The following is a 20,846-nucleotide window of genomic DNA, read 5'->3' as shown; positions in this document are numbered from 1 at the left end:
TCGATGGGGTCCGCTGCCGAGCGCCGCATTCCGCCCATGCTGTTGTCGGGCTTGGAGCCGCTCGTCATCGGCGAGGGCAGCCTGTTCGTCAACATCGGCGAGCGCACCAACGTCACCGGCTCCAAGGCGTTTGCCCGCATGATTCTGGAGGGGCGCTTCGAGGACGCGCTGGCCGTGGCGCGCCAGCAGGTGGAAAACGGCGCACAAATCATCGACGTCAACATGGACGAGGCCATGCTCGACAGCAAGGCCGCGATGGTGCGCTTCCTCAACCTCATCGCGTCCGAGCCCGAGATCGCGCGCGTGCCGATCATGATCGACTCGTCCAAGTGGGAGGTAATCGAGGCGGGGCTCAAATGCATCCAGGGCAAGGGCGTCGTCAACTCCATCAGCCTCAAGGAGGGCGAGGCCGAGTTCAAGCGCCAGGCGCGGCTGATCCGGCGTTACGGCGCGGCCACCGTGGTGATGGCCTTCGACGAACAGGGCCAGGCCGACACCTTCCAGCGCAAGATCGAGATCTGCGAGCGGGCCTACCGCATCCTGGTCGACGAGGTGGACTTCCCGCCCGAGGACATCATCTTCGACCCCAACATCTTCGCGATCGCCACCGGCATCGAGGAGCACGACAACTACGCGGTCGACTTCATCGAAGCCACGCGCTGGATCAAGCAGCACCTGCCGGGCGCCAAGGTGTCGGGCGGCGTGAGCAACGTGAGCTTCAGCTTCCGCGGTAACGAGCCAGTGCGCGAGGCCATTCACACGGTCTTCCTGTACCACGCCATCCGCGCCGGCATGGACATGGGCATCGTCAACGCCGGTCAGATCGGCGTCTATGACGAGCTCGACCCCGAGCTGCGCGAGCGCGTGGAGGACGTGGTGCTCAACCGCCGCCCCGACGCGACCGAGCGGCTGCTGGCGATCGCCGAACAGGTCAAGGGCGCGGCCAAAGACGACAGCGCCAAGCTGGCCTGGCGCGCGCTGCCGGTCGAGGAGCGCCTGAGCCACGCGCTCGTGCACGGCATCACGGACTTCATCGTCGAGGACACCGAAGAGGCGTGGCAGAAGATCCAGGCGCAAGGCGGTCGTCCGCTGCACGTGATCGAAGGCCCGCTGATGGCCGGCATGAACATCGTGGGCGATCTCTTCGGCGCGGGCAAGATGTTCCTGCCCCAGGTGGTCAAGAGTGCGCGCGTGATGAAGCAGGCCGTGGCACACCTGGTGCCCTACATCGAGGAGGAAAAGCGCCAGCTCCAAGCCGCCGGTGGCGACGCCAAGCCCAAAGGCAAGATCGTCATCGCCACCGTCAAAGGCGACGTGCACGACATCGGCAAGAACATCGTCACCGTTGTGTTGCAGTGCAACAATTTCGAGGTGGTCAACATGGGCGTCATGGTGCCGTGCCACGACATCCTGGCCAAAGCCAAAGAGGTGGGCGCGGACGCGGTGGGCCTGTCGGGCTTGATCACCCCGAGCTTGGAGGAGATGCAGTTCGTCGCCGCCGAGATGGACAAGGACCCCTGGTTTGCCGAGCGGGGCGTGCCGCTGCTGATTGGGGGTGCCACCACCAGCCGCGTGCACACGGCGGTCAAGATTGCGCCGTGCTACCGCGGCCCGGTGGTGTACGTGCCTGATGCGTCGCGCGCGGTGGGGGTGGCACAGGCGCTGCTGGGCGAGCAGCGCGACGCTTTCGTGGCCGAGCTGCGCGCCGACTACGAGCGCGTGCGTGCCCAGCACGCCGCCAAAAAACCCGTCACGCTGTGGCCGCTGGCCAAGGCGCGCGCCAACCGCACGCCCATCGACTGGGGCCGCTGGCAGCCCGTGCGCCCGAGTTTTTTGGGGCGGCGGGTGTTCCTGCACTACGACCTGGCCGAGATCGCGCGCTACATCGACTGGGGGCCGTTTTTTCAGACCTGGGATCTGGCCGGGCCTTATCCGGCCATTCTGGATGACGAGGTGGTCGGCGAGCAGGCCCGCAAGGTATTTGCCGACGCGCAGGCGATGCTCGAGCGCATCGTCAACGGCCGCTGGTTGACCGCAAACGCCGTGCTGGGCTTTTGGCCCGCCAGCGGTGAGGGGGACGATATCGTGCTCTACGCCGACGAGTCGCGCACGCTGCCAGTGCTGACCTGGTACAACCTGCGCCAGCAGACCGAGAAGCAGGCCATCGACGGTGTGATGCGCCCGAGCCGCTGCCTGGCGGACTTCGTGGCGCCGCTGGCCAGCGGCGTGCCCGACTATGTGGGGGCCTTCGCGGTGACTGCGGGCATCGGGGTCGAGGCGCACGAGGCGCGCTTCATGGCGGCGCACGACGACTACTCGGCCATCATGCTCAAGGCGCTGGCCGACCGGCTGGCCGAGGCGCTGGCCGAACGCCTGCACGAGCGCGTGCGCACCGAGCTGTGGGGCTATGCGCCGCACGAGCGCCTGAGCAACGAGGCGCTGATCGCCGAGCGCTACCAGGGCATCCGGCCCGCGCCAGGCTATCCGGCCTGCCCGGACCACACGGTCAAGCGCGACCTGTTCGCGCTGCTGCGCTGTGACGAGATCGGCATGGGCTTGACCGAGAGCTTGGCCATGACGCCGGCGGCCAGCGTCAGCGGCTTTTACCTGGCGCACCCCGACAGCACCTATTTCAACGTCGGCAAGATCGGCCGCGACCAGCTGGAAGACATGGCCGCGCGCCGCGGTCTGCCGGTGGACGAGCTGGCGCGCTGGTTGGCGCCGAACCTGTGACGGCGGCGCTCAGGCCGCCAGCGTCTGCCGCGGGGCCTGCGCCTCGGCTGGCGGGCAGGCGCGGCTGCGCACGTGGGCCTCGATCAGGGCGGGGATGGTCGCGGGGGCCTGCATGGCGGGCTGCCCGAGCAGCCGCAGGCGGATCAGCCCCGCCAGGAAGCACTGCGTCTCCAGGGCGGCCAGGGATGGCGTCAGGTCGGGACGCAGCCTGCCCTCCCGCCGGGCGGCGGCGTAGGTGCGCTCCAGCTTCGCGAAACACTCCTCGTTGTGCCGGACCCAGTCGTCCAGGTCGCGGGCGCGCTCACCCACGAACTCGCACTTGAACTCCAGCACCTGCATGATCGCGCGCAACTGGGGATCGGCGTCGATGGAGCCGGTCACCTGCAGCAGGAAGTTGCGCACGCGGCTCAGGGCATCGGCACGGGTGTCCTGCAGCAGGGTGTAGTCCAGCCGGTCGATGAAGGGGATGGCCACCTCGTCGCACATGGCCTGCAGCAGTTCGCCCTTGTTCGCGAAGTGCCAGTAGATGGCGCCGCGCGTCACACCCGCCGCCTGGGCGATGTGCTCGAGCGAGGTCTGGCCGACGCCGCGCTCGTGGAACACCCGCCGCGCGGCGGCCAGGATCTGGGCGCGGGTCTGTTCGGCTTCCTCTTTGGTGCGGCGGGCCATGGCGGGGTCGGTGAGATGTCAAACATACATGCAGGAATGTATGTATGATACCGCCCACACCGTCCTGGTTCCCCATCGTCCGTCCGGATTCCGCTGGATCCGGGCGAGATTCCGTCGTTTTCCTCAACGGTTGCATCATGGCCCATCCCCATCGTTTCGTCTTGTCGATCCTGGCCGCGCTGGCCGGCGCGGTTCTGTTGTCCGCGTGCGGGGAGCGCGGCGCGTCTCCCGGGGCCCAGGCCGCCGGATCGGGGGCCGAGATGCCCGCCATGCCGGTCACCGTGCGGGTGGCGCGGCGTGAGCCGGTCCCGGTCACCGTGGAGGCGGTGGGGCAGGCCGAAGGTTCCCAGGAGGTGGAGGTCCGCGCCCGGGTCTCGGGGCTGCTCGAGCGGCGGCTGTACCAGGAGGGCGAGCGGGTGCGTGCCGGAGCGCCGCTGTTCCAGATCGAGCGCGCCCCGTTCGAGATCGCGCTGCAGCAGGCGCGGGCCAACCTGGCCCAGCGGCAGGCGCAACTGGAGCAGGCCCGGCGCGAGGCGCAGCGCCTCGCGCCCCTGGCCGAGCAGCAGGCCATCGCCCGGCGCGAGTACGACGACGCGGTCTCGGCCGTGCGGCTTACCGAGGCTGCCGTCGCCGCGGCCGAGGCGGCGGTGCGGGAGGCCGAGCTGAACCTCTCCTACACCACGGTGACGGCCCCGATCACGGGGGTCACGGGGCGCGCGCAGAAGTCGCAGGGAGCGCTGGTCGCCGCCGGCGCCGACAGTCTGTTGACGACGATCGCGCAGACCGACCCGATCTGGGTGCGGTTTTCGTTTTCCGAGGCGGAACTGACGCGCCTGCGCCAGGCCCGGCGGGCGGAGGTGCGGTTGCTGGGGCCGGACGGCAAGCCCGTGCTGACCGGGGGGCGACTGAACTTCGCCGCCTCGACCGTGGAGCCGCGCCTGGGCACCGTGCAGTTGCGGGCCGAGTTCCCCAACCCGGAGCTGGCGGTGCTGCCAGGGCAATTCGTGCGTGCCCAGGTCGTGGCCGGGCAGGTGGACGCGTTCAAGGTGCCGCAGTCGGCCGTCATGCAGACCGAGCAGGGGCGCATGGTGTGGGTGGTGCGTGACGGCAAGGCGGCGCCTGCGCCGGTCGAGACCGGACCGTGGCTGGACCGGGACTGGGTCATCTACCGCGGGCTGGCCGACGGCGACCAGGTCATCCTGGACAACCTGATGAAGTTGCGTCCGGGGGCGCCCGTCGCCCCTCAGCCCGCCACTTCCGCGGCCCCCGCCACACCGGCGGCCGAGGCCCCGAAGGCCGGCGCAGCGAACTGAACGGGAGCCGCGCATGTCGTCCAAGTTTTTCATCGAGCGGCCGATCTTCGCGGCCGTGCTGTCGATCATCATCGTGCTGGCCGGGCTGGTGGCGCTGCGCATCCTGCCGATCGCGCAGTACCCCGAGATCGCGCCGCCGACGGTGACCATCACCGCGACGTACCCGGGTGCCTCGGCCGAGACCCTGGCGCGCACGGTGGCTGCGCCGATCGAGGAGCAGCTCTCGGGTGTCGAGAACCTGCTCTACTTCAACTCAACCTCCTCGTCCAACGGCACGGTCACGATCACCGCCACGTTCGAGGTCGGCACCGACATCGACAAGGCGACGTTCAACGTCAACAACCGCGTGCAGCTGGCCACGCCACGGCTGCCCGACGAGGTGCGTCGCAACGGCGTGGTGGTGGCCAAGCGTTCCGAGAACTTCCTGCTCGTGATCGCGCTCAATTCGCCGAAGCGCACCCATGACGAGCTGTTCCTGTCCAACTACGCGACGCAGAACATCCTCGACGAGTTGAAGCGCATCCCCGGCACGGCCGACGTGTTGGTCTTCGGTGCGCGCGACTACTCGATGCGTATCTGGCTGCAGCCGGACCGCATGGCGCAGCTGGGCGTGACGACGGCCGACATCGCGGCCGCGGTCAACGCGCAGAACGCGCAGTACGCGGCGGGCAAGATCGGCGCCGAGCCCGCGCCGAAGGGGCAGGAGCTGGTCTACACCGTCACCGCACGGGGGCGGCTGGTGCAGCCCGAGGAGTTCGGCGAGATCGTCGTGCGCGCGGCCGGCCCGAACGGCGTGCTGCGCCTGAAGGACGTGGCGCGCATCGAGCTGGGGGCGCAGAGTTACGACCAGTCCAGCACGGTCAACGGCATGCCGGCCATTGCGATCGGCGTGTTCCTGCAGTCGGGTGCCAACGCGCTCGACGTGGGCGATGCCGTCAAGTCGCGCATGGTCGAGCTCAAGCGCGAGCGCTTTCCGCAGGACGTGGACTACCTGATCCCCTACGACACCACGCGCTTCGTCTCAGCCTCCATCCACGAGGTGGTCAAGACGGTGCTCGAGGCGGCGGCGATCGTGCTGATCGTGGTGTTCGTCTTTTTGCAGACCTGGCGCGCCACGCTGATTCCGATGCTCGCCGTGCCGGTGTCGCTGATCGGCACCTTCGCGGGGCTGTGGCTGTTCGGCTTTTCGATCAACACGCTGACCCTGTTCGCGATGGTGCTGGCCATCGGCATCGTGGTCGACGACGCCATCGTGGTGCTGGAAAACGTCGAGCGGCTGATGCGCGAGGAGAAGATGAGCCCGATGGCCGCCGCCATCGAGGCGATGCGCGAGGTCTCGGGCGCGGTGGTGGGCATCGTGCTGGTGCTGTGCGCGGTGTTCATCCCGGTGGCGTTCATGGGCGGCATCGCGGGGCAGTTGTACCGGCAGTTCGCGGTCACGGTGGCCATTGCGGTGGTGCTGTCGGGCGTCGTGGCGCTGACGCTGACGCCGGCGCTGTGCGCGCTGCTGCTCAAGCCGCACTTCGACGGCCGCACGCGGCTGCAGCAGGTCTTTGCACCCTTCAACCGCGGCTTCGACTGGTTGACGCACCGCTTTCTGGGGGCGGTGGATCTGGCGCTCAAGCGCCGCATCCTGGCGCTGCTGGGCTTTGCGCTGATGCTCGGCGGGGCGACGTGGCTGTTCGCCCGTGTGCCGGGCAGCTTCGTGCCGGAGGAGGACCAGGGTTACATCATCGCCGCCGTGGTGCTGCCCGACGGCGCGACGCTCGAGCGCACCGCGCGCACGACCGAGCAGCTGCGCCTGATGAATGCGCAGAACCCCGCGATCGACAGCTTCTTCATCATCAACGGCTTCGACCTGATCGGCGGAGGCGCCAAGAGCAATGCGGCGACCATCTTCATCCCGATGAAGGGCTGGGAGGAACGCGAGCAGACCACGCAGCAGCTCGCGCAGCAGGTCAGCGGCATGGGGCTCGCGCTGAAGGACGGGCTGGCCTTCGCCTTCAACCCGCCGGGCATCCAGGGGCTGGGGCAGGCCGGCGGCTTCGAGGTGTATGTGCAGGGGCGCGGCGAGAGCGACCCGCAGCGCCTGGCGCAGGTGACGCAGGACTTCATCGCCGCGCTCAACCAGCACCCGGTGCTTGCGCAGGCGCAGACGTTCTTCCGCCCCACCGTGCCGCAGCTGCGCGTGGAGGTGGACCGCGAGAAGGCGCTTGCGCTGGGCGTGCCGGTCAACGAGGTGTTCGCCGCGCTGCAGGCGCAGATGGGTTCGCTCTACGTCAATGACTTCAACCGCTCCGGTCGCATCTACCGCGTCACGATGCAGGCCGATGCACCGTACCGCGCGAAGCCGGACGACCTGGGGCGCCTGTACGTGCGTTCGCAGACCACCGGGCAGATGATCCCGCTCAAGGCGCTGATCCAGGTGGACGCCGTCGTCGGGGCCGAGCAGATCGAGCGGTACAACTCGTACATCGCGGCCAAGGTGATGGGCAACGCCAAGCCGGGCTACAGCTCCGGCGAAGCGATCGCCGCGGTCGAGGCCGTGGCGCGCCAGGCGCTGCCGCCGGGCTACAGCTACGAATGGACAGGTCAGGCCTTCCAGGAAAAGCGCACCGGCAGTGCGTCGGTGTTCGCGTTCGGCTTCGCGCTCGTGATGGTGTACCTCATTCTCTCGGCGCTGTACGAGCGCTGGGGCGTGCCGTTCGCGGTGGTGCTCGCGGTGCCGTTCGCGGTCACCGGCGCGTTGCTCGCCGTGTGGCTGCGCGGCATGCAGAACGACATCTATTTCCAGATCGGCCTGGTGGTGTTGATCGGCCTGGCGGCCAAGAACGCCATCCTGATCGCCGAGTTCGCGATGCAGGGCATGGAGCACGGCAAGAAGGCGGCCGATGCGGCGCTGGAGGCGGCCCGGCTGCGGTTCCGGCCCATTCTGATGACGTCGCTGGCCTTCGTGCTGGGCGTGGTGCCGCTGGTGCTGGCCACGGGGGCCGGTGCCGCCGCGCGGCAGTCCATGGGCACCGGGGTGTTCGGCGGGATGCTGGTGGCCACCTTCGTCGCGCCGATCTTCGTGCCCCTGTTCTTTGCGCTGCTGGCGCGCAAGCCGCGACCGCAGCACACCCACACCCCGGCCGAGACCGAGGAGCTGCCGGTATGATGACCGTGATTCCCCCTTCGATCCCCTTCACCCGTGCGACGGCCCGCGCGGCCCTGTTGTTGGCCGCAGCGGTGCTCGCCGGCTGCGCCGTCGGTCCCGACTACCGGCGCCCGGAGGTCGCGCTGCCGGCGCAGTTTCCGGGGGAAGGGGGTGAGGCCGCGCTGGCGCAGGCCACGGTGGCACCCGACTGGTGGACGCAGTTCGGGGACGAGCGGCTGACGGCGCTCGTGCAGCGCGCGCTGGCCCACAACGCCGACGTGCGGCAGGCGGTGGCCCGCGTGGAGCAGGCCGAGGCCCTGCTGGCGCAGGCCGATGCCGCGCGCTGGCCCGGTGTCGACGGGCAGGGCAGCGCCGCGCGCAGCCGCTCCAGCGCGACCACCGGACAGGCCGGCGGCGGCGCCACCACCGATCGCTACCGCCTGGCGCTGTCCACCGGATTCGAGCTGGACTTCTGGGGGCGGTTGCGCCGCGCCTCGGAAGCCGCCCGGGCCCAGGCCCTGGCCACCCGGTACGCGCAGGAGGTGGTGCGCCAGACCGTGGCCGGCCTGGTGGTGCAGGGGGACTTCGGCCTGCGCACGCTGGACGAGCAGATCGCCCTGACGCGCGAGACCCTGCGCACCCGCGAGGAGGCGTTGCGGTTGCTGCGGCTGCGGCTGGATAACGGCCTGGGCAGCCGGCTGGAGGTGGCGCAGGCCGAGGGGCTGCGCGCCGAGGCCGCCGTGCAACTGCTCGAACTGGAGCGGCAGCGCGCCGGGGTGCACGCCCAGTTGGCGCTGCTGGTGGGCGAGCCGGGACTCGTGCTGGCCGAAGGGCGCGTGCGCGATCTGCCGCGGCCGCCCGTGCCGCCCGCGGGTCTGCCCTCCGTGCTGCTGGAGCGGCGGCCGGACGTGCGCCAGGCGGAGCAGGCGCTCGTTTCGGCCCAGGCCCAGATCGGCGTCGCCCGGGCCGCGCTGTTTCCGTCCATCGCGCTGACGGGGCTGGCGGGTGGCGAGAGCGCGGAGCTGTCCGAGCTGCTGCGCGGCGGGTCGCGGATCTGGACGTTGGGGCTGGGGGTCGATCTGCCGATCTTCGACGCGGGGCTGCGGCGCGCGCGGGTCGAACAGGCCGAGGCGCGGCAGCGCGAAGCACTGGCGGCTTATCAGGGGGCGGTGCAGGCGGCGTTCAAGGATGTCTCGGACGCGCTGGCCAACCTGCGCGCTGCGCGCGCGTCCGAGCCCGAGGTGCTTGCGGCCGAGGGCGCGGCGCGCCAGGCGCTGGTGCTGGCGCGCCGGCGTTACGACGCCGGCTACGCCGGTTATCTGGAGCTGCTCGACGCCGAACGCACCGCCAACGCCGCGCAACTGCAGACACTGTCCAACCGCCGTGCGCAGCTCGCGGCGACGGTGGACGTCTTCAAGGCCCTGGGCGGCGGCTGGACGCCTTCCGGGGCACCCTTGGTCGCGCGCTGACGGCAGGCGTCCCGGTGGTGCTCAGTGTGCCGTGCTGGCGCGGATCTCGTCAATCGTCGTCAGGCCCTGCAGCACCTTCAGGATCCCGTCCTGCCGCAGGGTGCGGAAGTGGCCGGTGGCCATCGCCGAGTGTTCCAGCACCTCCGGCGGGGCCTTGGTCTGGATGAGCCGGCGCAGGGGGCCGTCCACCAGCAGCAGTTCGTGGATGCCGAGCCGGCCCTTGTAGCCGGTGTGGTCGCACAGCGGGCAGCCGGCCGATTCCGACCGGGTGAGCCCGCCCCCCTCGCGTCCGAAGCGCGCCTGCCATTGCGAGCGCAGGGCATCGGCTCCGGGGCACAGGTCGTCCGGGAAGGCGTGCAGGTAGTCGGCCAGCAGCTCGTCCACGAATGCGGCATCGGCCGGCGAGGTGTGCACACAGTTGGGGCACAGACGGCGCACCAGGCGCTGGGCCAACACCCCCACCAGCGAGTCCGCGAAGTTGAACGGGTCCATCCCCATGTCGAGCAGGCGCACCACCGTCTCGGCTGCGCTGTTGGTGTGCAGGGTGGACAGCACCAGGTGGCCGGTCAGCGACGCCTCGATGGCCATCTGCGCGGTCTCGGTGTCGCGGATCTCGCCGACCATGATGACATCGGGGTCGGCCCGCAGCAGGGCGCGCAGCGCCTTGCCGAACGTCCAGTCGATGCGCGGATTGATCTGGATCTGGCGCAGATCGGGGTTGGCGATCTCGATCGGGTCTTCGGCCGTCCAGATCTTGCGATCGGGCGTGTTGATGTGCTGCAGCAGCGAGTGCAGCGTGGTCGTCTTGCCCGATCCGGTGGGCCCGACGCACAGCACCATGCCGTGCGGGCGCTGCACCGCCTGCAGCAGCTGGTCGTGGTTCTCCGGCGTCAGTCCCAGCTCCTCGACGGCCAGGGGCTTGGCGGAGGTCAGGATGCGCAGCACCACGTCCTCCGCGCCGCCGTGCGTGGGGATGGTGGCCACGCGCAGTTCCAGGCGGTGCTGCGGCGAGAACTTCGCGAAGTCGATCTTGCCGTCCTGCGGCTTGCGGCGCTCGGAAATGTCGAGCTCGCACATGATCTTGATGCGCGCGACGAGCGCCGCGCGGTACGTGTGCGGCAGCTCCATGTAGGGGCGCAGCCGCCCGTCCTTGCGCAGACGGATGCGCACCTTGCGCTTGCTCGGGTGCGTCTCGATGTGGATGTCCGAGGCGCCTTGCTGGTAGGCCTCGACGATGATGGTGTTGATCAACCGGACCAGCGAGTTGTCGGATTGCTCGACCGGTGGGGCGCCGTCGTCGGCGTCCTCGGCGCTGAGCTCCAGCGACTCGAGCAGCTGCTCGGATGAGGTCTCGGCACCGCCCGGTGCCTCGGCGACGGGGGGCGCACCGGCATCGAGCCCGAAGCGGGCATAGACGTCGGTGACGACGCGGGCATCGAGCGGCTGGCTGCTGAGTGTCGGCACCACCTTGCATTGCAGCAAAAACTCCAGCTCGTCGATCATCGCCCGCCGCGAGGGGTCTTCGGCGGCGATGATGAGCGTGCCGGCGCGCCACAGCAGCGGCACGATGCGCAGTTTGCGTGCAGTGGCCAGCGGGACCCGCCGCAGGGCGTCGGCATCGACCGGAAACTGCGCCAGATCGACCACGGGGTAGCCCATCTTGCGCGCCAGCGCCACCCGCAGCTGCTCGCGCGTGAGCTGACCGCTTTGCACCAACAGCTCCCCCAACGGCACGCTGCGCTCGGATTTTTGGCGCTCCAGCGCCTCTTGCAGTTGCGCTTCGGTGATGAACCCCAGCGCTGTCAGCGCCTCGCCAATGCGCACCAGCGGCATGCGGTGCTGCTCTTCCAGCGCCGCGAGCAGCTGCTCGGGTTTGACGATCTCCTTGCCCACCAAGTAGTCGCCCAGCTTGCGCTGGCGCATCGCTTCTTGCTCGCGCGCGGCCAGTTCGACTTGGTCGGCGGTCAGGGCCTGCTGCTCCACCAGCACCCGGCCGATCGCCTCGCCGACGTGAAGATCCCGGTACGCCTCGCGCGGGAAAAACAACCGTCGCACGCGGTCGTCGTCGTCGAGGGGCTCGTACAGAAAGGCACCCGCCTCGCCGGTCACGTGTCCGATGGTCGTGCCCTCGCGCACGCTGCCGTCGGCCAGCGTCAGCCGGTACGGCAGGCGCGGGCGGTGGCGCACCAAGGCCTCGAACGTGCTGTCGGGTGGCTGGGTGTCGGTGAGTGCCAGTGGCGCCAGCGGCTCGGTCAGCGAGAGCCGTCGGAACATGTCGAACCGCAACGGCATCACGGTGCGCGACGGCGGCACCTGGATGAGCGCGAGCCGCCGCTCCATGTCCAGACTGACGAGCAGGCACGAGCGGGTCTGGCCGTTGACCCCCTCGACCTCGCACGGCTGTGGGCCGTCCAATTGTTGCCCCGCGCCGTACGCCAGGTAAGGAGGCGTGGGCCAACGCAGCGGTGGCAGGGCGGCGTCGTCCGGAAACGCTGAGGCTCGAAAAGCGGGCGTCGCAGTGTTCATGGAGGGCAAGGGCGTGGCGCTGCGCGCCATTATGGCGGCATCGGGCCCGGCGTGGGGCGGTACTGCAGCGCTTCCGCCACATGAATGGCCTGCACGCGCTCGCTGCCCGCCAAGTCGGCGATGGTGCGCGCCACGCGCAGCGCCCGGTGCGTGGCCCGCCCCGACCAGCCCAGCCGTGCCGCCGCCTGCTGCAGTAGGCGCTGTGCGGCATCGTCGGCGGCGGCGTGGGCCAGCAGCGCGTCCCCTTGCAAGGCGTGGTTGGGGCAGCCCTGGCGTGCCTGGGCGCGTGCCCGCGCGGCCCATACCCGCTCACGTACCACGGCGGATGACTCGCCCGGGGTCGATGTCAGCAGCACCTCGGGCGGCAGCGCCGGCACCTCGACCTGCAGGTCGATGCGGTCCAGCAGCGGGCCGCTGAGGCGGCTGCGGTAGCGCTGGATCTGCTCGGGTGTGCAGCGGCAGGCGCGCGTCGTCGCCCCCAGGTAGCCGCACGGGCAGGGGTTCATGGCCGCGACGAGCTGAAAGCGTGCCGGGTACTCGACCTGCCGCGCTGCACGCGACAGGCGCACCGTGCCGGTCTCGAGCGGCTCACGCAGCGCCTCCAGCGCGGCACGGGAATATTCGGGCAGCTCGTCCAGAAACAGCACGCCGTGGTGGGCGAGCGAAATCTCCCCTGGGCGCGGTGGCGAGCCGCCGCCCACCAGCGCCGCCGCACTGGCCGTGTGGTGTGGGGCGGCGGTGGGGCGCTGGCGCCAGCGCTGTGGGTCGAAGCGCCCGACCAGCGAGGCGATGGCTGCCGCCTCCAGGGCTTCGTCGTCGCTCAACGGGGGCAACAGTCCGGCCAGCCGCTGCGCCAGCATCGATTTGCCCGAACCCGGCGGCCCCGACAGCAGCAGGCTGTGCCCGCCAGCTGCCGCGACCTCCAGCGCCCGCCGCGCGGCCGCCTGCCCCTTGACGTCAGCCAGATCGGGGCCGCTGGGTGCGGTATGCACCAAAGTGGTGCCAGCACGCACCAATTGCCAGCTACCCGCGTCGTCGGCAGCCTGACCCTCGCCCGCTGCGAAGCGCTGCACCACGTCCCGCAGGTGCGCCACGCGCACCACCGTGACCCCGGGCACGAGGGCGGCTTCCTCGGCGCTGCCCGCGGGCAGCACCAGGGTGGGGGCCGCCGGGCGCTGCGCGTGTTCGGTGCGCAGGGCCAGTGCCATGGGCAGCGCGCCGCGCACGGGGCGCAAGGCGCCGCTGAGCGAGAGTTCGCCCGCGTATTCGTACCCCTGCAGGGCTTGTGCATCGAGCTGGCCGCTGGCGGCCAGGATGCCCAGCGCGATGGGCAGGTCGAGCCGACCCGATTCCTTGGGTAAATCGGCGGGCGCCAGGTTGACCGTGATGCGCTTGGACGAGGGCCACTCCAGCCCACTGTTCTGGATCGCCGAGCGCACGCGCTCGCGCGCTTCCTTGACTTCGGTATCGGCCAGTCCAACCAGCGTGAAGCTGGGTAAACCGTTGGCCAGGTGCACCTCGACGTGCACCGGATGCGCCGTCAACCCCACGAGGGTACGGCTGTGCACCACGCATAGACCCATGACCTGTCGCCCTCCCTCTCGCTCGTGCGAATGGCTCGGTGCCAATGATGCCATGGGTGGCGAGCCGGTCGGCGAGCGTGCTGGCCGCGCGCGGCATCGGCGCAGGCTGGCACGCGTCGTGCTTTGGATGGGTGAGCCTAATGGAAAGGTGAGCAACCCCAAGGAAAGGACTGCCATGAAACTGGTCACCGCCATCATCAAACCCTTCAAGCTCGACGAGGTGCGCGAAGCGCTGTCGGCCATCGGCGTGCAGGGCATCACGGTCACCGAAGTCAAGGGCTTTGGGCGCCAGAAGGGCCATACCGAGCTCTACCGGGGCGCGGAGTACGTCGTCGATTTTCTGCCCAAGGTCAAGGTCGAGGCGGCCGTGGCCGACGGGCTGGTCGAGCGTGTCATCGAGGCGATCGAGTCTGCGGCCCGCACCGGCAAGATCGGCGACGGCAAGATCTTCGTCTTCCCGCTCGAGCAAGTGATCCGCATCCGCACTGGCGAGACGGGCGCCGACGCGCTCTGACGCCGCGCCCATCCATCCAACACCCATCACCGTGAGGGGATTCCCATGAAAAAACTGCTCTTGAGTCTGTGCCTGGGTATCGGGCTGGTATGGGCTGGCGCCGCGCTGGCCCAGAGTGCCGAGCCTCCCAAAGACGCGCCCGCGGCGGCCGAGACCGCGGCGCCTACTCCCGCCCCCGCCGCGACCGAACCGGCGGCGGCCGAGCCCGCTGCTGCCGCTGCGGCGGCGGTCACGGTCGACAAGGGCGACGTGGCCTGGATGATGACCGCCACGCTGCTGGTCGTCCTGATGGTGCTGCCTGGGCTGGCGCTGTTCTACGGCGGGCTGGTGCGTAGCAAGAACATGCTGTCGGTGCTGATGCAGGTGATGATGGTGTTTTCGCTCATCACGGTGCTGTGGGCCATTTACGGCTACAGCCTGGCGTTTGGGGGCGAGGGGGCCATCATCGGCAGCTTGGACAAGGTCTTTCTGGCGGGGGTGACCACGGCGTCATTGGCGGATACCTTCACCGAAAACGTCAAGTTACCGGAGCTGATCTTCGTTGCATTCCAGGCCACTTTCGCGGGCATCACCTGTGCGCTCATCGTCGGCTCGTTTGCCGAGCGCATCAAGTTCAGCGCGGTGCTGCTGTTTAGCGCGCTGTGGTTCACGTTCAGCTACCTGCCGATCGCGCACATGGTGTGGGGGCCTGGCGGTTATTTGTTGGACAAGGGTGCGCTGGATTTTGCCGGTGGCACCGTGGTGCACATCAATGCCGCCATGGCGGGTCTGGTCGGCGCCTATCTGCTGGGCAAGCGTATCGGCTATGGTCGCGAGGCCATGCCCCCGCACAGCCTGACGCTGACGATGGTGGGCGCTTCGCTGCTGTGGGTGGGCTGGTTTGGGTTCAACGCGGGCTCCAACCTGGAGTCCACCGCCGGTGCCGCGCTGGCGTTCCTCAACACGCTGCTGGCCACCGCAGCGGCCGTGCTGGCCTGGTCGATCGGCGAGGCGCTGCACAAGGGCAAGGCGTCCATGCTGGGCGCGGCATCTGGGGCGGTGGCGGGGTTGGTGGCCATTACCCCGGCGTGCGGTTCGGTCGGGCCCATGGGTTCCATCGTCATCGGTTTGGTGGCGGGCTTCGTGTGCCTGTGGGGCGTGACGGGCCTCAAGAAGATGCTCGGTGCCGATGATTCGCTGGACGTGTTCGGTGTGCACGGGGTCGGCGGCATCGTCGGTGCGCTGCTGACAGGGGTGTTTGCCGCGCCGGGGCTGGGCGGCACGGGTGCCGAGGACTTCAGCATCGCCAGCCAGCTCCTGGTTCAGGCCGAGGGTGTCGTCATCACCATGGTGTGGTCGTCGGTGGTGGCCTTCATCGCCTACAAGATCGTGGACATGGTCATCGGTCTGCGCGTGACCGAAGAGGAAGAGCGCGAGGGTCTGGACATCACCTACCACGGCGAGTCGGCCTACAACCGCTGACGACGCCACGGCTTCATCTGCCTCGCGTCTCTCCTAGGGCTCGTGGCCCGGGTTGCGCCAAGCACCCGGGCCTTTTTTCAACCAGCGTGACCGCCAGTCGGGCAGGGGGTCGTCAAACGGGCGACGCGACGCGGCCGCCTGGGTGGGCGGCAGGCGCCACAATCGGGGGGATGGAATGGCTGGTTTTGACAGCGGCTTCGTTGCTGGCGGGGTTCGTGGATTCGATCGTGGGCGGCGGCGGCCTGATTCTGGTGCCGGCGCTGTTTGCGGCCTTTCCGCATGCGCCGCCCGCCACCTTGCTGGGCACCAACAAAAGCGCTTCGATGTGGGGTACGGCGACCGCCACGTGGCGCTATGCCCGGCGCGTGCCCCTGCGCTGGTCGGCGTTGCTGCCCGCAGCGGGGGTGTGTGCGCTGGCGGCATGGCTGGGGGCGTGGGTGGTGACGGTGGTGTCGCCCGAGGCGCTGCGGCGCGCACTGCCGTTCGTGCTGGCGGCGGTGCTGCTCTACACCCTGGCGCGCAAAGACCTGGGCCGCACCCATCAGCCCCGCTATGCCGGTCGCGCCGAGGTGCTGGCGACGTGCGCGGTGGGGGGCACGATCGGGTTTTATGACGGCTTCTTTGGGCCCGGCACGGGCAGCTTTTTCGTGTTTGCCTTCGTGCGCTGGCTGGGGTACGACTTTTTGGGGGCGAGCGCGGCGGCCAAGCTGCTCAACACCACGTCCAACGTCGCGGCGGTGGCTCTGTTTGCCTGGAAGGGCCACGTCTGGTGGCATTACGGGCTGGCGATGGCGCTGGCCAACGTCGCCGGCAGCCTGCTGGGCACGCGTCTGGCGCTGCGGCACGGCGCTGGCTTCGTGCGTGGCGTGTTCCTGATCGTGGTCGCGGCCCTCATTGCCAAGACCACCTGGGACGCTTACGGCGCGCTGCCCTGAGGCGGCGGCCACGGGATGTCTTCGACGCGCCGCGGCGTGCCGATGGGCGCAGCGGTTTGGCCTTTTTGCGTGGCAGCGATGTCCTCTTCGCTCGGGTACTGGCCCAGCAGCAGGTAATCGAACACCCGGCGCGCAATCGGGGCCGCATGGGCGGCACCAAAACCGGCGTTTTCCACGATCACGGCCAACGCCACGCGCGGAGATTCCACTGGCGCGAACGCCACGTAGAGCGAGTGGTCGCGCTGGAATTCGGCCAAGCGGCGGGCGTCGTATTTGTCGCGCTGGCCGATGGTGACCGCCTGCGCGGTGCCGGTCTTGCCGCCGCTGCGGTAGGGGGCGCCGGCAAACACGCGCGCCGCCGTCCCCTCGGTGGTCACGGCCGCCATCGCTTCGAGCACGGTCTGCACGTGCTGTGGCCGGTAGCCCAGCGCCAGTGGGGCTGGCTGCACCCGGGTCGAGGTGACTTCGCCTTGCGGACCAGGGGCAAGCGTCTCTAGCACGACGTGCGGCGTCTGGCGCTGGCCACCGTTGGCCAGCGTCGCCATCGCGGTGGCCAGCTGTAGCATCGTGAAGCTGTTGTAGCCCTGGCCGATGCCCAGCGAGATCGTCTCGCCCGGGTGCCAACGCTGCTGCTCGGCTCGCTTGTAGGTGGCCCGCTTCCACGCGGGGCTGGGCAGAATCCCGCGCGCCTCGCCCGGTAGGTCAATCCCCGTGAGCTGCCCAAATCCCAGCGGGGCCATGAAGTCGTGGATGGCCTGTACGCCCATCTCGTGTGCCAGGGTGTAGTAGTACACGTTGCTGGACATGACGATGCTGCGCCGCAGATCGACCGCGCCGAGGGCGTGTTCGCCGTGGCTGCGAAAGCGGTGGTTGCCCAGCATCCAATAGCCCGGGTCATGGACCACGGTCTGCGGCGTGCGCAGCCCCAGCTCGAGAGCGGCCAGTGCCATGAACGGCTTGTAGGTCGACCCGGGCGGGTAGGTGCCGCGCAGCGCGCGGTTGAGCAGTGGGCGGTCCAGCGATTCGTTGAGCGCACGCCAGTTGTCCACGTCGATGCCGTCGACGAACAGGTTGGGGTCGAAGCTGGGCATGCTCACCAGCGCCAATACCTCGCCCGTGCGCGGGTCGAGCGCGACCAACGCCCCGCGCCGCTCGCCGTACAGGCGCTCGATCAGGTGCTGCAGCCGCACGTCGATCGACAGGCGCACCGTCTCGCCGGGCTGCGGGGGCGTCGCCTCCAGTCGGCGCACGGCACGCCCGGTGGCCGAGGTCTCGACGCGCTCGAAACCCGTGCGTCCGTGCAGGCGTTCCTCTTGCGCCAGCTCCACCCCCAGCTTGCCGATGTGGGTGGTGCCGCGGTAATTGGCGACTTTTTCCTCGGGCCAGTCTTCCATCGCCTCACGGTCGCGTGGGCTGATGCGCCCGATGTAGCCGATGACGTGCGCGGCGGTGGGGCCCAGCGGGTAGCGCCGCAATTGGCGCGCTTGGATGTCCACGCCAGGCAACGACCACAAGTGTGCGCCGACGCGCGCCATCTCGGCCTCGCTCAGCCGGGTTTTGAGCGGCACCGAGTCGAAGCGCTTGGAATCGGCCAGCAGTCGCCGAAAGCGCTGCAGATCGCGTGGCGTGAGCGTGATCAAATCGCCCAACCGCTCCAGGGTGGCGTCCAAATCGGGCGTGCGCGCGGGGACGATCTCCAGGGTGTACACGGGCAGGTTTTCGGCCAGCACGATGCCGTTGCGGTCCACGATGCGACCGCGCAGCGGCACGATGGGCACCACCGCCGTGCGGTTGCTTTCGGCCTGGGCGAGGTAGCGTTCGTGCTCGCGGATTTGCAGGTGCCAGGCCCGCAAGGCCACCAGGCCAAACGCACACACCACAGCCACCAGCGCGATCCAGGCGCGCCAGCGCAGCTGCGCGATGTGGGCGTCGGCGTCGGTGTAGGCAGTCATCGCGGGGTTGGGCGGGTCTCGCGGCCGAGGGAAGGACATGCCCCGCGATCACAGGGGCCGCGTCTCGTCGGGGTCGGGTGCGCGGCGCTGCGGTGCGAGCAACAGGCCGGTCGCCGGCACCCACAGCGCTGCGGTCAGCAACGGCGACACCCAGGCCCATGCGGGCGGCGCGCCATGCCCAGCGACGGCGCGAACCAGCACCTGTACGCCAAAGGCCACCGCCAACAGCGGCAGCACGTGCAGCGTCTGGCCCAGCCAGTCGAACCACAGCACACGCCGGTGCAGCGTCACTGCCAGGTACCCCATCACCGTGTAGGCCAGGGCGTGTTGCCCCAGCAAGACACCCTGGTGCACGTCCAGCCCCAACCCGGCCACGAATGCCACCCCCACGCCGACGCGCAGTGGCTGGTGGACGATCCAAAAGACCAGCACCAGCGCCATCCAGTCCGGCAGCCAAGCGGCGGGGCTGAGCAGCCCTTGCAAGACCTGCAACACGAAGGCCGCGGCCAGTGTCACCCAAACGAAGGTGGGGTTGGCCGGCAACAGCAGCGCCTGGCCGCGCGGCATGATCATGGCCGATCCTCCCGGGCAGCGGGGGCGCTGGACATCGGCTCCAGCACCAGCACGTGCAGGGCGTCGCGCACGCGCGCTGCGGGCTCCGCCAGCACCTCGGCAAAGCCTTCACCGCCCTCGGCCGATACCCGGCGCACCGTGGCCACGGGCAGGCCCGTGGGGTACAACCCGTCGATGCCGCTGGTCACCAGCACGTCACCGGCGCGCGTGGCAGTCTGCACGGGAACGAAGCGCAGGCTCAGTTCGGGCTCGTCGCGGCTGCCGGTGCCATAGGCCAAATAGCGCTCCCCGGTGCGGGTATTGAGCACCGGTACCGCCATTTTGCGGTGTACCAGCAGCGTGACCTCGCTCGTGGCCGGGTGCACGCGCGTCACCTGCCCCAGCACGCCGTAGCCGTCCATCACCGGGGCGCCCAGCCGTACCCCCTGCAGTGCGCCCCGGTCGATCACCACCCCAGGCACGTAGGGATCGGGTAACGCATACAGGATTTCCGCACCCTGCGCGGCGGGCGATACCCGCTCGCGCAGGCCGAGCAGCCGACGCAGTTCGCGGTTTTCTTGCGCCAGGTGCTCCACCAGCCCGGCGCGCTGCGCTTGCTGGGCCAATTGCTCGCGGGCTTCGCGGGCGTCGCGCTGCGCCGCCTCCAGCGACGCCAAGTGCGCCCCCACCCACCGCACTGCGTGCACCGGCTGCAGCGCCAGCCACTGCACCGGCATCAGCACCGTGGCCACGGCGGTGCGCAACGGCGCCGCCCAGTGTAGGCGGGCATCGACCACCATCAGCACCACCGCCAGTGCGCTGAGCACCAGCATCTTGCTCAGCGCGGGCGTGCCCTGCTTGAAAAAGGGCGGCGGTGTGCGGTCGAGGGTGCCCAGCGGCATGGTGCGGCGATGGCGATCGGGCCGTCGGCGACGGGGCCGCCCACGTGCCTCACTCGTTGGTGAAGATGCCGTGACCCAGCCGGTCCATCTGCTCCAGCGCCGTGCCGCAACCGCGCACCACGCAGGTCAGCGGGTCTTCGGCCACGAACACCGGCAGACCGGTTTCCTCGTTGAGCAGCCGGTCCAGGTCGCGCAGCAGCGCGCCACCGCCGGTCAGCATCATGCCGCGGTCGGCGATGTCGGCGCCCAGCTCCGGGGGGGTTTGTTCCAGCGCCGTCTTGACCGCGCTGACGATGTTGTTGATCGGGTCCATCAGCGCCTCCAGCACCTCGTTGGAGCTGATGGTGAAGCTGCGCGGCACGCCTTCGGAGAGGTTGCGGCCCTTGACCTCCATCTCCTTAACTTCGGAGCCGGGAAAGGCGCTGCCGATCGTCTTTTTGATCAGCTCCGCGGTGGGCTCGCCGATCAACATGCCGTAGTTGCGGCGGATGTAGTTGATGATGGCCTCGTCGAACTTGTCGCCGCCAACGCGCACGCTGCCCTTGTAGACCATGCCACCCAGGCTGATGACGCCCACCTCGGTGGTACCGCCGCCGATGTCCACCACCATCGAGCCGGCGGCCTCGGACACGGGTAGGCCGGCACCGATCGCCGCGGCCATCGGCTCTTCGATCAGAAACACCTCGGACGCGCCAGCACCGAGCGCCGATTCGCGGATGGCGCGCCGCTCCACCTGCGTGGAGCCGCACGGCACGCAAATGATGATGCGCGGGCTCGGGCGCAGCATCGAGCGCGGGTGCACCATCTTGATGAACTGCTTGAGCATTTGCTCGGTGACGGTGAAGTCGGCGATCACGCCGTCCTTCATGGGCCGGATCGCTTCGATGTTGCCGGGCACCTTGCCCAGCATGGCCTTGGCCGCGTGGCCGACGGCCTGGATGGTTTTTTTCCCGGTGGGGCCGCCCTCGTGGCGGATGGCGACGACCGACGGCTCGTCGAGCACGATGCCTTTGCCGCGCACGTAAATGAGCGTGTTGGCCGTGCCCAGGTCGATGGCGAGGTCGGTCGAGAAGTGCCGACGCAGAGATTCGAACATGGTGT

Annotated in this window: 14 protein-coding genes; 7 read left to right on the top strand and 7 right to left on the bottom strand. The window is 69.5% G+C overall.

The features are described 5' to 3' along the window. The first annotated feature begins 3 nt into the window (after positions 1–3). The gene (metH, locus tag ACPYIS_RS01115; protein WP_424858706.1) at positions 4–2,733 is read left to right on the top strand and encodes a methionine synthase; all 2,730 of its coding nucleotides are present in this window, start codon (positions 4–6) and stop codon (positions 2,731–2,733) included. A gap of 9 nt (positions 2,734–2,742) precedes the next feature. Here metH and ACPYIS_RS01110 read toward each other — a convergent pair whose 3' ends face one another. Beyond that, positions 2,743–3,402 carry a TetR family transcriptional regulator gene (locus tag ACPYIS_RS01110; protein WP_424858707.1) on the bottom strand — a complete coding sequence of 220 codons (660 nt, stop codon included), beginning with the start codon at positions 3,400–3,402 and terminating at the stop codon, positions 2,743–2,745. Positions 3,403–3,539: 137 nt separating this feature from the next. Here ACPYIS_RS01110 and ACPYIS_RS01105 point away from each other — a divergent pair, with 137 nt between their 5' ends. The 3 genes from ACPYIS_RS01105 to ACPYIS_RS01095 are packed head-to-tail and all read left to right on the top strand — an operon-like array spanning position 3,540 to position 9,320. Continuing rightward, positions 3,540–4,715, top strand: coding sequence for an efflux RND transporter periplasmic adaptor subunit (locus tag ACPYIS_RS01105; RefSeq protein WP_424895202.1), 1,176 nt, complete (start codon positions 3,540–3,542; stop codon positions 4,713–4,715). Positions 4,716–4,728: 13 nt separating this feature from the next. Beyond that, on the top strand, positions 4,729–7,872 hold the full coding sequence (locus ACPYIS_RS01100; RefSeq protein WP_424895203.1) for an efflux RND transporter permease subunit: 3,144 nt from the start codon (positions 4,729–4,731) through the stop codon (positions 7,870–7,872). Next, positions 7,869–9,320 (top strand): efflux transporter outer membrane subunit, encoded by a 1,452-nt coding sequence (locus tag ACPYIS_RS01095; RefSeq protein ID WP_424858710.1) that lies wholly within the window; start codon positions 7,869–7,871, stop codon positions 9,318–9,320. Before ACPYIS_RS01100 ends, ACPYIS_RS01095 begins: the two co-directional genes overlap by 4 nt. Positions 9,321–9,341: 21 nt before the next feature. On the opposite strand, the gene ACPYIS_RS01090 is transcribed toward ACPYIS_RS01095, so the two are convergent. Beyond that, positions 9,342–11,846: a GspE/PulE family protein gene (locus ACPYIS_RS01090; RefSeq protein WP_424895204.1), complete on the bottom strand. Its 2,505-nt coding sequence runs from the start codon at positions 11,844–11,846 to the stop codon at positions 9,342–9,344. 29 nt (positions 11,847–11,875) lie between these two features. After that, complete coding sequence (locus ACPYIS_RS01085; protein ID WP_424895205.1) at positions 11,876–13,429, bottom strand: YifB family Mg chelatase-like AAA ATPase; 1,554 nt, start codon at positions 13,427–13,429, stop codon at positions 11,876–11,878. 175 nt (positions 13,430–13,604) lie between these two features. Between ACPYIS_RS01085 and glnK the strand changes: the two genes are divergently transcribed. From glnK to ACPYIS_RS01070, 3 genes are all read left to right on the top strand, one after another. Then, positions 13,605–13,943: a P-II family nitrogen regulator gene (gene glnK / locus ACPYIS_RS01080; protein ID WP_299022182.1), complete on the top strand. Its 339-nt coding sequence runs from the start codon at positions 13,605–13,607 to the stop codon at positions 13,941–13,943. A gap of 45 nt (positions 13,944–13,988) precedes the next feature. Next, entirely contained in the window at positions 13,989–15,404 is a 1,416-nt protein-coding gene (locus ACPYIS_RS01075; protein ID WP_299022184.1) for an ammonium transporter, read from the top strand. Positions 15,405–15,574: 170 nt separating this feature from the next. Then, positions 15,575–16,339 carry a TSUP family transporter gene (locus ACPYIS_RS01070; protein WP_424895206.1) on the top strand — a complete coding sequence of 255 codons (765 nt, stop codon included), beginning with the start codon at positions 15,575–15,577 and terminating at the stop codon, positions 16,337–16,339. Here the strand turns inward: ACPYIS_RS01070 and mrdA are convergent. The 4 genes from mrdA to ACPYIS_RS01050 are packed head-to-tail and all read right to left on the bottom strand — an operon-like array spanning position 16,321 to position 20,841. After that, entirely contained in the window at positions 16,321–18,291 is a 1,971-nt protein-coding gene (gene mrdA, locus ACPYIS_RS01065) for a penicillin-binding protein 2 (protein WP_424895207.1), read from the bottom strand. The genes ACPYIS_RS01070 and mrdA overlap by 19 nt on opposite strands. A 48-nt stretch (positions 18,292–18,339) precedes the next feature. Continuing rightward, on the bottom strand, positions 18,340–18,864 hold the full coding sequence (mreD, locus tag ACPYIS_RS01060) for a rod shape-determining protein MreD (RefSeq protein WP_299022711.1): 525 nt from the start codon (positions 18,862–18,864) through the stop codon (positions 18,340–18,342). Next, positions 18,861–19,745 (bottom strand): rod shape-determining protein MreC, encoded by an 885-nt coding sequence (gene mreC, locus ACPYIS_RS01055; RefSeq protein ID WP_299022709.1) that lies wholly within the window; start codon positions 19,743–19,745, stop codon positions 18,861–18,863. The genes mreD and mreC overlap by 4 nt, the downstream gene beginning before the upstream one ends. Before the next feature lie 49 nt (positions 19,746–19,794). Then, positions 19,795–20,841 carry a rod shape-determining protein gene (locus ACPYIS_RS01050; protein ID WP_425973778.1) on the bottom strand — a complete coding sequence of 349 codons (1,047 nt, stop codon included), beginning with the start codon at positions 20,839–20,841 and terminating at the stop codon, positions 19,795–19,797. Positions 20,842–20,846: the final 5 nt, after the last annotated feature.

The organism is Tepidimonas sp. HKU78 (assembly GCF_049860815.1).
GTDB lineage: Bacteria > Pseudomonadota > Gammaproteobacteria > Burkholderiales > Burkholderiaceae_C > Tepidimonas.
Note: the sequence above shows the minus strand (reverse complement) of the source record. Positions and strands in the feature narration are given on the sequence as shown.

Bases quoted from the DNA above. Each gene is read 5' to 3' on its own strand.
- ACPYIS_RS01085 (WP_424895205.1), bottom strand. From the start codon at position 13,429: ATGGGTCTATGCGTGGTGCACAGCCGTACCCTCGTGGGGTTGACGGCG.
- ACPYIS_RS01070 (WP_424895206.1), top strand. From the start codon at position 15,575: ATGGAATGGCTGGTTTTGACAGCGGCTTCGTTGCTGGCGGGGTTCGTG.
- glnK (WP_299022182.1), top strand. From the start codon at position 13,605: ATGAAACTGGTCACCGCCATCATCAAACCCTTCAAGCTCGACGAGGTG.
- ACPYIS_RS01050 (WP_425973778.1), bottom strand. From the start codon at position 20,841: ATGTTCGAATCTCTGCGTCGGCACTTCTCGACCGACCTCGCCATCGAC.
- ACPYIS_RS01110 (WP_424858707.1), bottom strand. From the start codon at position 3,402: ATGGCCCGCCGCACCAAAGAGGAAGCCGAACAGACCCGCGCCCAGATC.
- ACPYIS_RS01090 (WP_424895204.1), bottom strand. From the start codon at position 11,846: ATGAACACTGCGACGCCCGCTTTTCGAGCCTCAGCGTTTCCGGACGAC.
- ACPYIS_RS01100 (WP_424895203.1), top strand. From the start codon at position 4,729: ATGTCGTCCAAGTTTTTCATCGAGCGGCCGATCTTCGCGGCCGTGCTG.
- mrdA (WP_424895207.1), bottom strand. From the start codon at position 18,291: ATGACTGCCTACACCGACGCCGACGCCCACATCGCGCAGCTGCGCTGG.
- metH (WP_424858706.1), top strand. From the start codon at position 4: ATGGGGTCCGCTGCCGAGCGCCGCATTCCGCCCATGCTGTTGTCGGGC.
- mreD (WP_299022711.1), bottom strand. From the start codon at position 18,864: ATGATCATGCCGCGCGGCCAGGCGCTGCTGTTGCCGGCCAACCCCACC.
- mreC (WP_299022709.1), bottom strand. From the start codon at position 19,745: ATGCCGCTGGGCACCCTCGACCGCACACCGCCGCCCTTTTTCAAGCAG.
- ACPYIS_RS01075 (WP_299022184.1), top strand. From the start codon at position 13,989: ATGAAAAAACTGCTCTTGAGTCTGTGCCTGGGTATCGGGCTGGTATGG.
- ACPYIS_RS01095 (WP_424858710.1), top strand. From the start codon at position 7,869: ATGATGACCGTGATTCCCCCTTCGATCCCCTTCACCCGTGCGACGGCC.
- ACPYIS_RS01105 (WP_424895202.1), top strand. From the start codon at position 3,540: ATGGCCCATCCCCATCGTTTCGTCTTGTCGATCCTGGCCGCGCTGGCC.